Raw genomic sequence first — 16077 nt, 5'->3', positions numbered from 1 at the left:
CGTCAGGCGACCAGGAGAAAATCATGGCGAACAGCAGTTCTCAGAAGTTCATCGCGCGCAACCGCGCGCCACGGGTGCAGATCGAGTACGACGTCGAGTTGTACGGCGCCGAGAAGAAGGTGCAGTTGCCGTTCGTCATGGGCGTCATATCCGACCTTACCGGCAAGCCGGCCGAGCCTCTGGCGCCAGTGGCCGAGCGCAAGTTCCTGGAAATCGACGTCGACAACTTCGACTCGCGCCTCAAGGCGATGAAGCCGCGCGTGGCCTTCAACGTGCCTAACGAGCTGACTGGCGAAGGCAACCTGAGCGTCGACATGACCTTCCAGAGCATGGACGACTTCAGCCCGGCCGCCGTGGCGCGCCAGGTCGATGCCCTCAAGCAACTGCTCGAGGCCCGTACCCAGCTGGCCAACCTGCTGACCTACATGGACGGCAAGACTGGCGCCGAGGACATCATCATGAAGGCGATCAAGGACCCTGCACTGCTGCAGGCCCTGGCTAGCGCGCCGAAACCCCAGGACAACGAGCCCCAGGCCTGATTCGGAAGACCACCATGAGCGAACAGTTGCAACAAGACCGGGCCGCACTGGCCAGCACCGAGCAGACCAGCGAATTCGCTTCGCTGCTGATGCAGGAATTCAAACCCAAGACCGAACGTGCCAAGGAAGCGGTGGAGACTGCCGTGCGTACCCTGGCCGAGCAGGCGCTGGCGCAGACTGATCTGATCTCCAACGATGCGATCAAGTCGATCGAGTCGATCATCGCCGCCATCGATGCCAAGCTCACCGCACAGGTCAACCAGATCATTCACCACAGCGACTTCCAGCAGGTGGAAAGTGCCTGGCGTGGCCTGCACTATCTGGTCAACAACACCGAGAGTGACGAGCAGCTGAAGATCCGCGTGCTCAACATCTCCAAGCCGGAGCTACACAAGACCCTGAAGAAATTCAAGGGCACCGCCTGGGACCAGAGCCCGGTGTTCAAGAAGCTCTACGAAGAGGAATACGGCCAGTTCGGTGGCGAGCCCTACGGCTGCCTGGTCGGCGACTACTACTTCGACCAGTCGCCGCCCGATGTCGAGTTGCTTGGCGAGCTGTCCAAGGTCTGCGCGGCGATGCACGCACCGTTCATTTCCGCCGCCTCGCCGACCGTGATGGGCATGGGCTCCTGGCAGGAGCTGTCCAACCCGCGTGACCTGACCAAAATCTTCACCACCCCGGAATACGCCGGCTGGCGCTCGCTGCGTGAGTCCGAGGATTCGCGCTACATCGGCCTGACCATGCCGCGCTTTCTCGCGCGCCTGCCCTATGGCGCCAAGACCGATCCGGTGGAGGCCTTCGCCTTCGAGGAAAACACCGACGGCGCCGACAGCAGCAAGTACACCTGGGCCAACGCCGCCTACGCCATGGCGGTGAACATCAACCGTTCGTTCAAGCACTACGGCTGGTGTTCGCGTATTCGTGGCGTGGAGTCCGGCGGCGAAGTGCCGAACCTGCCGGCGCACACCTTCCCCACCGACGACGGTGGCGTGGACATGAAGTGCCCAACCGAGATCGCCATCTCCGACCGTCGTGAGGCCGAGCTGGCGAAGAACGGCTTCATGCCGCTGCTGCACAAGAAGAACACCGACTTCGCCGCCTTCATCGGTGCGCAGTCACTGCAGAAACCGGCCGAGTACGACGACCCGGACGCCACTGCCAACGCCAACCTGGCCGCGCGCCTGCCGTACCTGTTCGCCACCTGCCGGTTCGCGCATTACCTCAAGTGCATCGTTCGCGACAAGATCGGTTCGTTCAAGGAACGGGACGAAATGCAGCTCTGGCTGCAGGACTGGATCCTCAAGTACGTCGACGGTGATCCGGCCCACTCCACCGAGACCACCAAGGCGCAGCATCCGCTGGCCGCCGCCGAAGTCGTGGTGGAAGAGGTCGAAGGCAACCCCGGTTACTACAACTCGAAGTTCTTCCTGCGCCCGCACTATCAGCTCGAAGGGCTGACTGTGTCGCTGCGGCTGGTTTCCAAACTGCCGTCGGCCAAGGGCGCCTGAGCCCCGGCAGGCATGCGGGTCCTACCCGGCGACGTCGCCGCGTGGGCCCGCATGCCTGATACATGGAAAGCCCCGGGCTTTTCGCATTTCCACACCCTCGTGGCGATGACCACACCCAGGAGAAAACATGGCTGTCGATATCTTCATCAAAATCGGTGACATCAAGGGCGAGTCCCAGGACAAGACCCACAAGGACGAAATCGAAGTACTCAACTGGAGCTGGGGCATGTCCCAGTCCGGCAACATGCACACCGGTACCGGCGGTGGTGCAGGCAAGGTGAGCATCCAGGACCTGTCGCTGACCAAGTTCGTCGATAAGGCCAGCCCCAACCTGATGATGCATTGCTCCAGCGGCAAGCACGTGCCCAAGGTCACCCTTACCGTGCGCAAGGCGGGCGGCGACGCTCAGGTGGAGTACCTGATCATCAACCTCGAGGAAGTGCTGATCTCCTCGCTGAGCACCGGCGGTTCGGGCAGCGATGACCGTCTGATCGAGAACATCACCCTGAACTTCGCCAAGGTCACCGTCGATTACCAGCCGCAGAAAGCCGACGGCACCAAGGACGGCGGCCCGATCAAGTACGGCTGGAACATCCGCTCCAACGTCAAGATCTGATGTCCTGCCGCCCCCGGCGCTTGCGCCGGGGGCGGTCGGCCTTGGGAAGAATCCGATTCACCCAGTAATGAGACTGTTTCATGGCCAAGCCTTCGTTTATCAATCTGTGGAACGAATATCTCAAGATCTGGAACGAGTACCCCGATGGCAAGGTATGTGATGGTCCATGGGCGAACCAATGCGCCATTCGCATGAGCTACACGCTCAATGCCGACAAGACCATCAAGGTCAACAAGGCCACCTACACCGAACCCAAATGTGCGCACGCACACGCCAGGGGTGCTGAATCATTGGCCAACTGGTTGTGGAAACACCACTTGGGCCGCCCGTTGATCATCGGTGGCAGTGCACAGGAACGTCTCAAGCTGGCCGACAAGACCGGACTGATCTTCTTCAAGGACTGTTTCCAGCAAGCCGGACAGACCGTCGATGAGCGCACGGGCGACCACATCGATCTGTGGAAGCGCAGCTTTACTGCAGGCCGTTACGCTGATCCGAGGCACATGGCCCGGCAGATCTGGTTCTGGGAGCTGGCATGAGCAAGCGCCTTCGTACACCTTTACTGCTGCTCGGCATGCTGACCAGCCTCTGTGCATGCGCCGAATCGACTCCACCGCCTGCCACAGGCAATTCTGGCTACCCTGAGCACGTGGACCTGGCAGGGCAGATTTATAGACTGGAGAACGCCGGACAGGCCTGCGTATTGCGCAAGCCAGATCAGAGCGTACTGCCGCTGGACATTCCCTCGCCGTGTCATTTCAGCGTCGGCAAGGATGGCCAGGCACATGTCGAAACCTTTCAGGATGTGCCGATCGTCATGGTGCTGCATGTAGCCCCCGTGGCGGACAACAAACTGGAATGTCATTCGCAATACAAGGCCATTCGACTGATCGAGGGCCAGCTGGAGCCATCGGTGCTGGCTCAGAGTGCCAGTTGCCTGCGCGGTGTCGGTGATCAGAAGGGCTACACCGCGATGTTCGACTGGTAAGCCTGCGTATGACCAGCCCCATGACCCCACGCGAGCGCCTGCAGCCCTCGCTGCTCGATCGCCTGACCGACGATGACCCCGGCAATCCGCAAGAGAGCGCGGATCGCCGCGTGCTGTCGATGAATCAGCTCAAGGCTTCGGTGCTGCGCGATCTGACCTGGTTGTTCAATACCATCGCCCTGCTCGATGCCGACACCACGCGTCACACGCCGGCAGGCACCTCGGTGATCAACTATGGCCTGCCGCCGCTGGCCGGCAGCAGTGTTTCCGGGGTCGATATCGCCGCCCTGGAGAATCTGATCCAGCGCGCCATCATCACCTTCGAGCCGCGCATCCTGGCCCATAGCGTTCGGGTGCGGGCCCATGTCGGTCACGAACAGATGAACCATAACGCCCTGAGTTTCGAGATTCAGGGTGACCTGTGGGCCCAGCCGGTGGCCCTGCCCTTGCTGCTGCGCACCGAGCTGGACCTGGAGTCCGGCCATGTGCAGGTGCTGCCCGCCGAGCAGCGGAGACGCTCATGAACCCCCGTTTGCTGGAGCTGTATAACCAGGAACTGCTGCACATCCGCGAAAGCGCCCAGGAGTTCGCCCGCGAATACCCGAAGATCGCCGGGCGCCTGACGCTGTCGGGAATGGAGTGCGCCGACCCCTACGTCGAACGCCTGCTCGAAGGTTTCGCCTACCTGACTGCCCGCGTGCAATTGAAACTCGACGCCGAGTACCCGACCTTCACCCATAACCTGTTGGAGGTCGCCTACCCGCATTACCTGGCGCCGACGCCGTCGATGACCGTGGTGCAGTTGCACACCGATGCCAACGACGGCGCGCTCAACGGCAGCTTCAATCTGCCGCGCGACAGCGTGCTGCGTGCCACTCTCGGCAAGGACAGCCAGACTCCCTGCGAGTACCGCACGGCTCACTCGGTGACCCTGTGGCCGCTGCAGGTGGCGGAGGCCGAGTACATCAGCAACCCCGCCGCCGCGCTGGGTCGCCTCGCCGCCAGCGAGCCACGGGCCAAGGCCGCGCTGCGTATCACCCTGCGCAGCGGCACCGAAATACCCTTCGCCAGCCTGGAGCTGGACAACCTGCCGCTTTATCTCAATGGCCTCGACGAGCTGCCGTTTCGTCTTTATGAGCAACTGCTGGGCAACCGCATCGCCGTGTTTGCCCGCCAGCCCGGGCGCGACTGGGTCGAACGGCTGCCTGCCGACGCCTTGCGCCCTTGCGGCTTCGATGACGCCGAGGCGGCCTTGCCAGTGGTGCCGCAGGCCTTCCAGGGCTATCGCCTGCTGCAGGAATACTTCGCCCTGCCGCAGCGATTCCTGTTCGTCGATTTCTGTGGTTTGCGCCGTGCCGTGCGCCAGTGCAGCGGTCAAGAGCTGGAATTGATCGTGTTGTTCGACCGTGTGGACAGCCACCTGCAGAACCAGGTCGGCGCCAGTCAGTTCCTGCCGTTCTGTACTCCGGCGATCAACCTGTTCCCGCGGCGCCTGGATCGCATCCACCTGAGTGACAAGGTGCACGAGCACCACGCCATCGCCGACCGCACGCGGCCGATGGATTTCGAGATCCATTCGCTGCGCGGCGTCAGTGGCCATGGCAGTGGTCCGGAGCAACCCTTCTTGCCCTTCTATGCCGTGCGCGACCCTGCTCGCTATGGCCGCGGTCAGGCCTATTACATCGTGCGCCGTGAACCGCGCGTGCTGTCGGCAGAGCAGCGCCGCAGCGGCACTCGCTCCAGCTATGTCGGCAGCGAAACCTTCATCAGCCTGGTCGACAGCCACCAGGCGCCTTATCGCCATGACTTGCGCCAGCTCGGTCTCAGTGCCCTGTGCACCAACCGCGACCTGCCGCTGTTCATGACCGTCGGAATCGGCAAGAGCGACTTCACCCTGGCCGACAGCGCGCCGGTGCAGAGCGTGCGCTGCGTCGCGGGGCCGAGTCGTCCGCGTGCCAGCCCGGCCCATGGCAACCAGGCCTGGCGGCTGATCAGCCAGCTGTCGCTGAACTACCTGTCACTGGCCGAGCAGGGCCAGGGCGCCGCTGCCTTGCGTGAAATGCTGCGCCTGTATGGCGACATGCAGAATCCGGCGCTGCAACTGCAGATCGAAGGTCTGCGCGAAGTCAGCGCCAAACCCTGTACACGGCGTCTGCCGATGCCCGGCCCGATCGTCTTCGGCCGTGGCCTGGAAATCACCCTGGAGTTCGACGAGAACGCCTTTCGCGGTACCGGGGTATTTCTCCTCGGTGCGGTGTTCGAGCGTTTCCTGGCGCGCTACGTATCCCTCAACAGCTTTACCGAGACGGTGCTACGCAGCACCGAGCGCGGCGAGATCATGCGATGGAAAGCCCGGCCCGGCCGTCGTCCGAACCTGTAGACACGCTTGAGCAGATGCAGGCACAGCCCTGGGAGTACGATTTCTTCCAGGCCCTGCGACGCATCGAGAACGAGCACCCGCATTTGCCACGTCTGGGGCATTCCCGGCGCCTGGCTGACGATCCGCTGCGCCTCGGGCAGCGTCAGGAAGGCACGTTCGCTCCGGCCACCCTGGCCGCCGTGACGCCCGCCAGCGACGAGCGTCCGGCGCGTCTGGAGCAATACTTCTTCGGCCTTGGCGGGCCCAACGGGCCGCTGCCGCTGCACCTGACCGAGTACGTGCGCGAGCGCCAGCGCAACCACGTCGACAGCACCAGCAAGCACTTTCTCGACCTGTTCCATCATCGCCTGCTGACCCTGTTCTACCGCGCCTGGGCCGAAGCCCGGCCGACCGTCAGCCATGACCGCCCCGACGACGACTACTGGTCGGCGCGCCTGGCCGCCTTCAGTGGTCGCGGCATGCCCAGCCTGCGTCAGCAGGGCTTGCTGGACGATGCCGCGAAGCTGCACTTTAGCGGTCACCTGGCCGCACAGACGCGTTATCCCGATGGCCTCAAGGCGATCCTCGCCGACTACTTCGGTGTGCCGGTGCAGATCGAAGAATACGCCGGCAGTTGGCTGCGCCTGCCCGAGCGCACGCGCCTGGGCGTGGAGTCCAGCCAACTGGGCGTGGACTTCTGCCTCGGCAGCCAGGTCTGGGACCGCCAGCACAGCTTCCGCATCTGCTTCGGGCCGCTGACGCTTGAGCAGTACAACGCCATGCTGCCCGATGGCGAGTCCTTCGCCGCGCTGGTGGCCTGGGTCGCCGAGTACCAGGGCGACGAACTCGACTGGCAACTGAATCTCGTATTGCAGCGCGAGGAAGTCCCCGCGCTATGCCTCAACGGCCAGGCTCGCCTGGGCTACACCACCTGGCTTGGCCAGCCACAGCACGACGCCAGGGATCTGGTGCTGGCCCGCCATCACGCCGCAGCGACCCCGCCGGCGGATCAATCAAGGAGAACTCCACATGGGTGAAATCAGTCGTACCGCGCTGTTCGGCAAGCTCAACAGCGTCGGTTACAAGGCCATCGAGGCCGCCACCGTGTTCTGCAAGCTGCGCGGCAACCCTTATGTCGAACTGGCGCACTGGTTTCACCAGCTCCTGCAACTGCAGGATTCCGACCTGCACCGCATCATCCGCCAGTTCGGCCTGGAGCCGGCGCGCCTGGCGCGGGATCTGACCGATGCACTCGACCGCCTGCCGCGCGGCTCGACCTCGATCACCGACCTGTCCTCGCACGTCGAGGAAGCGGTCGAGCGCGGCTGGGTCTACGGCAGCCTGATGTTCGGCGAGCATCAGGTGCGCACCGGCTATCTGGTCATCGGCATCCTCAAGACGCCGAGCCTGCGCCAGGTGCTGCTGGGCCTGTCGGTCGAGTTCGACAAGATCAAAGTGCAGACCCTGAGCGAGCGCTTCGACGAGTACGTCGGTGATTCGCCGGAGAACCACCTGGCCGCCAGCGACGGTTTCGCCGCTGCCGCACCGGGCGAGGCCAGTGGCGCCATGGCGCCGGCGGCGATGGGCAAGCAGGAGGCGCTCAAGCGCTTCACCATCGACCTCACCGAACAGGCACGCAAGGGTGAGCTCGACCCCATCGTTGGCCGCGACGAGGAGATCCGCCAACTGGTCGATATCCTCATGCGCCGCCGGCAGAACAACCCGATCCTTACCGGTGAAGCCGGCGTTGGCAAGACCGCCGTGGTCGAGGGTTTCGCCCTGCGCATCGCCGCCGGTGACGTGCCGCCCTCGCTCAAGGACGTCGAGCTGCGCAGCCTCGACGTCGGCCTGCTGCAGGCCGGCGCCAGCATGAAGGGCGAGTTCGAGCAGCGCCTGCGCCAGGTCATCGAAGACGTGCAGGCCTCGCCCAAGCCGATCATCCTGTTCATCGACGAAGCCCACACCCTGGTCGGTGCCGGTGGCGCGGCCGGTACCGGCGACGCCGCCAACCTGCTCAAGCCGGCGCTGGCGCGCGGCAGCCTGCGCACCGTGGCCGCCACCACCTGGGCCGAGTACAAGAAGCACATCGAGAAGGACCCGGCGCTGACCCGTCGCTTCCAGGTGGTGCAGGTGCCCGAGCCTTCCGAGGACAAGGCGCTGCTGATGATGCGCGGCGTGGCCTCGACCATGGAGAAGCACCATCAGGTGCAGATTCTCGACGAAGCCCTGGACGCTGCGGTCAAGCTCTCGCATCGCTACATCCCGGCGCGCCAGCTGCCGGACAAGTCGGTCAGCCTGCTCGATACCGCCTGCGCCCGCGTGGCCATCAGCCTGCACGCCGTACCGGCCGAGGTCGATGACAGCCGCCGGCGCATCGAGGCGCTGGAAACCGAACTGCAGATCATCGCCCGCGAGCATGCCATCGGCATCGACGTCAGCCTGCGCCAGGCCAACAGCGAGAGCCTGCTGGCCGCCGAGCGCGAGCGCCTGGCCGAGCTGGAAAGCCGCTGGGCCGAAGAGAAGCAACTGGTCGACGAACTGCTGGCCACCCGCGCCAGCCTGCGCGAAAGCGCGGGTGTCGTCGATAACGACAGCGCCACGGACCACCAGAGCCTGCGCGCCCAACTGGTCGAACTGCAGCAGCGCCTGAGCCAGCTGCAGGGCGAAGCCCCGCTGATTCTGCCGACCGTCGACTACCAGGCCGTGGCCTCGGTGGTGGCGGACTGGACCGGCATTCCGGTCGGGCGCATGGCGCGCAACGAGGTCGAGACCGTGCTCAAGCTCGACAGCCTGCTGGGCAAGCGCATCATCGGCCAGGACCACGCGCTGAAGATGATCGCCAAGCGCATCCAGACCTCGCGCGCCGGCCTCGACAACCCCAGCAAGCCGATTGGCGTATTCATGCTCGCCGGCACCTCCGGCGTCGGCAAGACCGAGACCGCGCTGGCGCTGGCCGAGGCGCTGTATGGCGGTGAGCAGAACCTGATCACCATCAACATGAGCGAATTCCAGGAGGCGCACACCGTTTCCACCCTCAAGGGTGCGCCGCCCGGCTATGTCGGCTATGGCGAAGGCGGCGTGCTGACCGAGGCCGTGCGTCGTCGGCCGTACAGCGTGGTACTGCTCGACGAGGTGGAAAAGGCCCACCCGGACGTGCACGAGATCTTCTTCCAGGTGTTCGACAAGGGCGTGATGGAAGACGGCGAAGGGCGCCTGATCGACTTCAAGAACACCCTGATCCTGCTCACCACCAACGCCGGCACCGAGCACGTGGCGCGCCTGTGCCAGGACCCGGACAACCTGCCCGAGCCGGAAAGCATCGCCCGCGACCTGCGTCAGCCATTGCTGGAGATCTTCCCGCCCGCCCTGCTCGGCCGCCTGGTGACCATCCCCTACTACCCGCTCAGCGACGCTATGCTCAAGGCCATCACTCGCCTGCAACTGGGCCGCATCAAGAAGCGCATCGAGAGCACCCACAAGGTGCCGTTCGACTACGACGAGGCGGTGGTCGACCTGGTGGTCTCGCGCTGCACCGAAAGCGAGAGTGGCGGTCGGCAGATCGACGCCATCCTCACCAACGGCATGCTGCCGGACATGAGCCGCGAGTTCCTCACCCGCATGATGGAAGGCAAGCCGCTGGCCGGCGTGCGCATCAGCGTGGCCGACAACGACCTGACCTACAGCTTCGCCGACAACGCCTGAGCCCGAGCGCGGGTCGGCTTCTGCCGGCCCGCGCCATGGCAGGCCGGAACCCCGACCTATGTTCTTTGCCCAATCTTCCCGCTTTGCCCGCATCACCAGCCCGCTCGGGCCGGACGTTCTGCTGCTGCGCTCGATGCACGGCAGCGACGAGCTGGGCCGCCTGTTCGAGTACGAGCTGCAACTGGTGTCCCACGACGCCAACCTCGATCTCAACCAGTTGCTCGGCAAACCGCTGTCGCTCTCCGTGCAGCAGCATGGCGGCGGTGAACGGCATTTCCATGGCATCGTCGCTGCCTGCGGGCAGACCGTCGACCGTGGCCAGTTCGCGGCCTATCGGGTCACCCTGCGACCCTGGCTGTGGCTGCTCAGCCGCACCTCCGACTGCCGCATCTTCCAGCACATGAGCGTGCCGCAGATCATCAAGCAGGTGTTCCGCGACCTGGGTTTCTCCGATTTCGAAGACGCACTCAGTCGTCCCTATCGCGAGTGGGAGTACTGCGTGCAGTACCGCGAAACCAGCTTCGACTTCGTCAGCCGGTTGATGGAAAAGGAGGGCATCTACTACTACTTCCGCCACGAGGCCGATCGCCATGTGCTGGTGCTCGCCGATGCCTACGGCGCTCATGTGCCGGCACCCGGTTACGCCAGCGTGCCCTACTACCCGCCGGACGGGCAGCACCGCGAGCGTGACCACATCAACGACTGGCAACTGGCCCAGCACGTGCAGCCGGGCTCGATGGAGCTCAACGACTACGACTTCCAGCGACCCAGCGCGCGCATCGACGTGCGCTCGGTCATGCCCCGTCCGCACAGCGCCGGCGACTACCCGCTGTACGACTATCCCGGTACCTACGTGCAGAGCAGCGATGGCGAGCAGTACGCACGCAATCGCATCGAGGCCCTGCAGAGCCTGCACGAGCGCGTCGAGGTTGGCGGCAGTGTGCGTGGCATCGCCTCGGGCAACCTGTTCAGCCTCACCGGCTTTGGCCGCGCCGACCAGAACCGTGAATACCTGGTGGTGTGCGCGCGTTATCACGTCGCGCAGGAATCGCTGGAGAGCGGCAGTGGCGGCGGTGGCCAGTTCGAGTGCCAGCTCACCTGCACCGACGCCCAGCAGACCTTCCGCCCGCTGTGCGGCACGCCCAAGCCCATGGTGCAGGGGCCGCAGACCGCTGTGGTGGTCGGCCCTGCCGGCGAGGAGATCTGGACCGACCAGTACGGCCGGGTCAAGGTGCACTTCCACTGGGATCGCCACGACCAGTCCAACGAAAACAGCTCCTGCTGGATTCGCGTCTCGCAGTCCTGGGCCGGCAAGAACTGGGGCCATATCCAGATTCCGCGCATCGGTCAGGAGGTCATCGTCAGCTTCCTCGAAGGCGACCCCGATCAGCCGATCATCACCGGGCGCGTCTACAACGCCGAGCAGACCGTGCCCTACGACCTGCCGGCCAACGCCACCCAGAGCGGCATCAAGAGTCGTTCCAGCAAGGGCGGCACGCCGGCCAACTTCAACGAAATCCGCATGGAGGACAAGAAGGGCGCCGAGCAGCTGTACATCCACGCCGAGCGCAACCAGGACATCGTCGTCGAGGTGGATGAAACCCACTCGGTGGGCCACAACCGGGTCAAGAGCATCGGCATGAACGAGACCGTCACCATCGGCAACAACCGCCTGCGCGCGGTGAAGCTCGACGACGTGCTGGTGGTGGGTTCGACCAAGACCGACAGCATCAGCCAGAGCTACCTCATCGAGGTCGGGCAGAACCTGCGCCTGGTCTGCGGCAAGAGCATTCTCGAACTCAACGCCAGCGGCCAGATCAACCTCAGCGGCGTGGCGATCAACCTCTACGCCAGTGGCGACGCCGAATTCAACACAGGCGGCGTACTCAACCTGAACATCGGTGGCGGCCCTGGCGCCACGCCGGATGGTCAGGGTGATCAGGGCAGCATCGATGCCGCCGTCAAATCCCTGTTCGGGCAAGAGAAAGGAAACTCATGATGAGCTACACCACCCAGGAACTGAGCCTGCAACTGCCCGGCCAGGACCTGCAAGACAGCACAATCAACATCCTGCGCCTCAATGATCTTGGCACCTCGCTGGTGATCACCCGTGGCGCCCTTGGTGATGGCGAAACCCTGCGCAGCCACTTCGAGGCCCAGGTCGCCAAGCTGGCGAAACAGGTCAAGGATCTGCGCAGCAGCGCCCTGCAGGATGTTCAGGTCGGCCCGGCCCAGGCCGTCGTCGGCGTCGAGCTGCGCAGCCAGTTCAGCAAGGGGCCGGAGCAGGTCTACCAGTTCCAGCTCGGCGTACTGCTGGCCGATGGTCGGCGCCTGCTCGCCCTCAGCTACGTCAAGCCGACGCCGCTCGATGATGCCGACGCCGCGCACTGGGCGCAGATCAAGCACAGCCTCAGCCTCAACGGATGACCTGCGATGTCTGATGCGCTCTGGGCCGCCCGGCTCGGCGACGATCTGCTGCACACCACATTGCTGGCCGATATCGTCGGCGGCGTGCTGGAAGTGGCTGCCTATGCCGCCATCACTGCTGTGGCTTGCGCTGCGATAGTCGCCGCCACCGGCCTGACCGTGCTCACCGGCGGTCTCGGTGGCTTTGCCCTCGCTGCAGTGGTCGGTATCGCCGTGGGGGTCGGCATGAACAAAACCGGCTGGGACAAGGGGCTCACGACCCTTTGCGAAGGCCTGGGCAACGCCATCTCCCCGCCCAATGTCCAGGCCAAGATAGTCACCGGCGCCAACAAGACCAAAACCAACGGCCTGCCTGCCGCGCGCGCCGCTGGCAAGTTGGGCAGCGCCGCCGCGCCGTCCGGCACCGAGCTGGAGCAGGCACCGCCCGCCGAGGAACCGGAGCCCGGCTTCCTCGACATGGCCAAGAGCTTCTTCAGCGAGATGTGGCGCCCGACCGTCGCCCAGCCTGCGCCCGGCGTCATCCCCTGCCCGCTGGATGCCATCGAGTGCAAGAAGCACCCGCCGATGCCCGTGCAACTGCTGGCCGAAGGCTCCAGCAAGGTCAGCATCGAAGGCCAGCCCGCGGTGCGCAGTGGTGATCGCAGCACCTGCGACGCCACGGTGGTGGAAAGCGGCAATATCTCGCCGAACGTGCGCATCGGCGGCGACGCCGTGGTGGTGCAGCCGATCCGTAGCGGCAAGACCCCCGGCATCGGCCTGGCCCTGGCCGTGCTCATGGCGCTGCGCGGCAACCCGCGCAAGCTATGCAGCAAGCTGCCCTGCCTGGCCGCTGGTTTCGCCGGCAACATGGCCATGGGCGGTGCGACCGCCTACGCCACCAACGCCATCTCCAACGCCCTCGGCGCGGCCAGCAGCGGTGCGCCCAACCCGGTGCACGCCAGCACCGGGGCCAAGGTGCTCGGCGAAGATGACGACCTCGATTTCGTCCTGCCGGGGCTGATGCCCATCGAGTGGCAGCGCTTCTACAGCAGCCGCGACGAGCGCCGCGACGGCCTGCTGGGTGCCGGCTGGAGCCTGCCGTTCGAGATCGCCGTGCAGGTGCGCGCGCACCCGGAGGGCGGCGAAGCGCTGACCTATATCGACGAGCAGGGTCGCCCCATCGAGATCGGCAGCCTGCCACCGGGCGATGCCTGCTACAGCCCCGGCGAAGGCCTGAACTTCCGCCGCGATGAAAGCGGCGCGCTGCTGGTGGAAAGCGTCGATGGCCTTTACCGCCTGTTCGAGCCGTTGCCCGAGTCACCTGATCGTCTGCGCCTGAGCAAGCTCGGCGACCGCAACGACAACCGCCTGCTGCTCGAATACGACGCCGCTGGCCGGCTGCGCGCCGTGCGCGATGGCCACAACCAGCTGTGCATCGAACTGATTGCCGACGCCCGGCACCCGCAGCGCCTCGGCCGGGTCGAGCGCCTGTTCGCCGATGCCCGGCGCGAAGTGCTGGTCGCCTACGGCTATGACGCTCAGGGCGATCTCAGCGAGGTTCGCGATGACAAGGGCCAGTTGCTGCGTCGCTTCGTCTACGACAGCGGCCGCCGTCTGATCGAACACCAACGCCCCACCGGTCTGCGCTGCTTTTATGAATGGAGTGAGCTGCACGGTGCCGATGGTCGCGAATGGCGGGTGACACGGCACTGGACCGACGACGGCGACGAGTACCACCTGCAGTACGACCTCGGCGCCGGGATCACCCGGGTCACCGACGGCCTTGGCCGCGTCAGCGAACGCCACTGGAACAGCCAGTACCAGATCACCCGCTACCGTGACGCTCTTGGCCAGCTCTGGCTGTTCGACTGGAACGACGAACGCCAGCTGCTGGCTGCCGTCACCCCGGACGGCGCGCGTTGGCAGTTCGCCTATGACGAATCCGGCAACCTCTGCGAAACCCTCGACCCGTTGGGGCGGCGTGACTTCACCCAGTGGCTCGGCCACTGGTCGCTGCCCGAAGCCGAGACCGACGCCGCCGGCAATGCCTGGCAGTACCGCTACGACAAGCGCGGCAACTGCATCGCCGAGACCGACCCGCTGGGCCATGTCACCCGCTACCGCTATGACAGCAGTGGCCTGCCGGTGGAGATCATCGACGCCAGCGGCAAGCGCAAGACCCTGCGCTGGAACACCCTCGGCCAGCTCACCGAGCAGGTCGACTGCTCCGGCTACCCGACGCGCTTCGCCTACGACGAGCGCGGCAACCTGGTGCAGATCACCGATGCCCTCGGTGAAATTACCCGCTACCACTACGACAGCCAGGGGCGCCTGTTGCAGACGCAACTAGCCGATGGCCGCAGCGAGGCGTTTCAACGCGATGCCATCGGCCAGCTCAGCGCCTACCTCGATCCTGCCGGCAAGCCGGTGCGCTACCGTTACGACCGCCGTGGCCAGGTGCGCCAGCGCATCGATGCCCTGGGCCGCAGCGTCGGCTTCGAGTACGACGCCTATGGCCGTCTGCTCGCCCTGAGCAACGAGAACGACGAGCGCTACCGCTTCACCTGGGACGTGCTCGACCGCCTCACCGCCCAGCATGACCTCGACGACAGCGCCCGGCATTACCGCTATGACCCGCAGGGTAACCTCATCGCCCTGGCCTACACCCCGGCGCCGCATGGCACCGGCCTGGGCAGCGTACCCGAGGCACCACCGGCGCCGATCATCCACCGCTTCGAGCGCGATGCCGTTGGCCGGATGATCGCCAAGCACACCGATGACGGTCGTACCGAATACGCCTACGACCCGCTCGACCGCCTGATCAGCATCGACCTCACCGCCGTCGACGGCCAGGTGCAGTCACTGGCCTTCGCCTACGATGCCCTCGGCCAGCTGCTCAGCGAGCAGAGCGCCGCTGGCACCTTGCAGCATGCCTACGACGAACTCGGCAACCTGCTGGAAACGCAACTGCCTGACCAGCGCCGTATCCGCCGCCTGTACTACGGCAGCGGTCACCTGCAGTTGCTCAGCCTGGATGATCGACTGGTCAGCCGCTTCGAGCGCGACCGCCTGCATCGCGAGGTGCTGCGCACCCAGGGGCAGCTCGTCACCCGCAGCCAGTACGACCGCAGCGGTCGTCTCACCGGTCGGCTGCGCCGACGCCTGGAGCAACCGGTGCAACTGCCGGCCGAAGCCGAGCGGCGCTACGCCTATGACCCCAGCGACAACCTGATCGGCCGCCTCGACCGTGACCCGGCCAGCCTGCGCGAACAGAAGCAGCAACTGCACTACGACGCCAGCGGGCGCATCATCGCCAGCCAGGACCTGATTCGCGGCAATCTGGAAACCTACAGCTACGACGCCGCCGCCAACCTGCTGCATCCGGTCGGCGGCGAAGCCGCCAGCAGCGGCTGGGTGCGCCACAACAAACTGCTCACCTACCAGGACAAGCGCTACCGCTACGACGCCTTCGGTCGCCTGGTGGAAAAACGCAGCGGCCGTCATCAGGTGCAGCGCCTGAGCTACGACGCCGAACACCGCGTACGGGAAGTCACCAACAACGACGGCAGCCGCGTGGTCATGCACTACGACCCGCTGGGCCGGCGTATCGGCAAAAGCCACTACGACGCCCGTGGTGCCCGGCTCGGCCAGACCGACTTCACCTGGGACGGCCTGCGCCTGCTCAGCGAAACCCGCAACGGCCGACACAGCCTCTACCTCTACGACGAAGGCAGCTACGACCCGCTGGCGCGCGTCGATGGCCAGGGCGAACACGCGCGCCTGCGCTATTACCACACCGACCCCAACGGCCTGCCGCAGCAACTTACCGAAGACGACGGCCGCTGCATCTGGCAGGCGCGCTACCAGGTCTGGGGCAACACCCTGGCCGAAACGCAGGAAAGCTTCTTCGTCGAAGAGCAGAACCTGCGCTTCCAGGGCCAGTACCTGGACCGCGAAAC

Annotated in this window: 12 protein-coding genes; all 12 read left to right on the top strand. The window is 65.3% G+C overall.

Annotation, left to right across the window (positions count from 1 at the left end; all coding sequences use genetic code 11):
• Positions 1 to 23 precede the first annotated feature (23 nt).
• Positions 24 to 539 (top strand): type VI secretion system contractile sheath small subunit, encoded by a 516-nt coding sequence (tssB, locus tag INS93_RS17035; protein WP_226945585.1) that lies wholly within the window; start codon positions 24 to 26, stop codon positions 537 to 539.
• Positions 540 to 553: 14 nt separating this feature from the next.
• Positions 554 to 2047 carry a type VI secretion system contractile sheath large subunit gene (tssC, locus tag INS93_RS17030; RefSeq protein WP_160018672.1) on the top strand — a complete coding sequence of 498 codons (1494 nt, stop codon included), beginning with the start codon at positions 554 to 556 and terminating at the stop codon, positions 2045 to 2047.
• A gap of 127 nt (positions 2048 to 2174) precedes the next feature.
• Positions 2175 to 2663, top strand: coding sequence for an Hcp family type VI secretion system effector (locus tag INS93_RS17025; protein ID WP_160018671.1), 489 nt, complete (start codon positions 2175 to 2177; stop codon positions 2661 to 2663).
• Positions 2664 to 2743: 80 nt separating this feature from the next.
• Positions 2744 to 3202 carry a T6SS effector amidase Tae4 family protein gene (locus INS93_RS17020; protein WP_192984152.1) on the top strand — a complete coding sequence of 153 codons (459 nt, stop codon included), beginning with the start codon at positions 2744 to 2746 and terminating at the stop codon, positions 3200 to 3202.
• On the top strand, positions 3199 to 3651 hold the full coding sequence (locus INS93_RS17015) for a hypothetical protein (RefSeq protein WP_192984149.1): 453 nt from the start codon (positions 3199 to 3201) through the stop codon (positions 3649 to 3651). Before INS93_RS17020 ends, INS93_RS17015 begins: the two co-directional genes overlap by 4 nt.
• Before the next feature lie 8 nt (positions 3652 to 3659).
• Positions 3660 to 4175, top strand: a complete 516-nt coding sequence (gene tssE / locus INS93_RS17010) for a type VI secretion system baseplate subunit TssE (RefSeq protein WP_192984147.1) — start codon at positions 3660 to 3662, stop codon at positions 4173 to 4175.
• Positions 4172 to 6031: a type VI secretion system baseplate subunit TssF gene (gene tssF / locus INS93_RS17005; protein WP_192984145.1), complete on the top strand. Its 1860-nt coding sequence runs from the start codon at positions 4172 to 4174 to the stop codon at positions 6029 to 6031. The genes tssE and tssF overlap by 4 nt, the downstream gene beginning before the upstream one ends.
• On the top strand, positions 5995 to 7047 hold the full coding sequence (tssG, locus tag INS93_RS17000) for a type VI secretion system baseplate subunit TssG (RefSeq protein ID WP_192984143.1): 1053 nt from the start codon (positions 5995 to 5997) through the stop codon (positions 7045 to 7047). Before tssF ends, tssG begins: the two co-directional genes overlap by 37 nt.
• The gene (gene tssH / locus INS93_RS16995) at positions 7040 to 9712 is read left to right on the top strand and encodes a type VI secretion system ATPase TssH (protein WP_192984140.1); all 2673 of its coding nucleotides are present in this window, start codon (positions 7040 to 7042) and stop codon (positions 9710 to 9712) included. The genes tssG and tssH overlap by 8 nt, the downstream gene beginning before the upstream one ends.
• Before the next feature lie 58 nt (positions 9713 to 9770).
• The gene (locus tag INS93_RS16990; protein ID WP_192984137.1) at positions 9771 to 11711 is read left to right on the top strand and encodes a type VI secretion system Vgr family protein; all 1941 of its coding nucleotides are present in this window, start codon (positions 9771 to 9773) and stop codon (positions 11709 to 11711) included.
• On the top strand, positions 11711 to 12139 hold the full coding sequence (locus tag INS93_RS16985; RefSeq protein ID WP_192984134.1) for a DcrB-related protein: 429 nt from the start codon (positions 11711 to 11713) through the stop codon (positions 12137 to 12139). The genes INS93_RS16990 and INS93_RS16985 overlap by 1 nt, the downstream gene beginning before the upstream one ends.
• A gap of 6 nt (positions 12140 to 12145) precedes the next feature.
• Positions 12146 to 16077: DUF6531 domain-containing protein (locus INS93_RS16980; protein WP_192984131.1), on the top strand; the 3932-nt coding region annotated here is incomplete at its 3' end.

This window comes from Pseudomonas sp. EggHat1 (assembly GCF_014892995.1).
GTDB classification, from domain to species: Bacteria; Pseudomonadota; Gammaproteobacteria; order Pseudomonadales; family Pseudomonadaceae; genus Aquipseudomonas; species Aquipseudomonas chaetocerotis.
The sequence above is the reverse complement of the archived record's forward strand: the minus strand, read 5'-3'. Positions and strand labels throughout refer to the sequence as shown.

What these genes read in the sequence shown, in the direction of transcription:
- tssB (WP_226945585.1), top strand. Translation starts at nt 24, where the DNA reads ATGGCGAACAGCAGTTCTCAGAAGTTCATCGCGCGCAACCGCGCGCCA.
- tssC (WP_160018672.1), top strand. Translation starts at nt 554, where the DNA reads ATGAGCGAACAGTTGCAACAAGACCGGGCCGCACTGGCCAGCACCGAG.
- INS93_RS17025 (WP_160018671.1), top strand. Translation starts at nt 2,175, where the DNA reads ATGGCTGTCGATATCTTCATCAAAATCGGTGACATCAAGGGCGAGTCC.
- INS93_RS17020 (WP_192984152.1), top strand. Translation starts at nt 2,744, where the DNA reads ATGGCCAAGCCTTCGTTTATCAATCTGTGGAACGAATATCTCAAGATC.
- INS93_RS17015 (WP_192984149.1), top strand. Translation starts at nt 3,199, where the DNA reads ATGAGCAAGCGCCTTCGTACACCTTTACTGCTGCTCGGCATGCTGACC.
- tssE (WP_192984147.1), top strand. Translation starts at nt 3,660, where the DNA reads ATGACCAGCCCCATGACCCCACGCGAGCGCCTGCAGCCCTCGCTGCTC.
- tssF (WP_192984145.1), top strand. Translation starts at nt 4,172, where the DNA reads ATGAACCCCCGTTTGCTGGAGCTGTATAACCAGGAACTGCTGCACATC.
- tssG (WP_192984143.1), top strand. Translation starts at nt 5,995, where the DNA reads ATGGAAAGCCCGGCCCGGCCGTCGTCCGAACCTGTAGACACGCTTGAG.
- tssH (WP_192984140.1), top strand. Translation starts at nt 7,040, where the DNA reads ATGGGTGAAATCAGTCGTACCGCGCTGTTCGGCAAGCTCAACAGCGTC.
- INS93_RS16990 (WP_192984137.1), top strand. Translation starts at nt 9,771, where the DNA reads ATGTTCTTTGCCCAATCTTCCCGCTTTGCCCGCATCACCAGCCCGCTC.
- INS93_RS16985 (WP_192984134.1), top strand. Translation starts at nt 11,711, where the DNA reads ATGAGCTACACCACCCAGGAACTGAGCCTGCAACTGCCCGGCCAGGAC.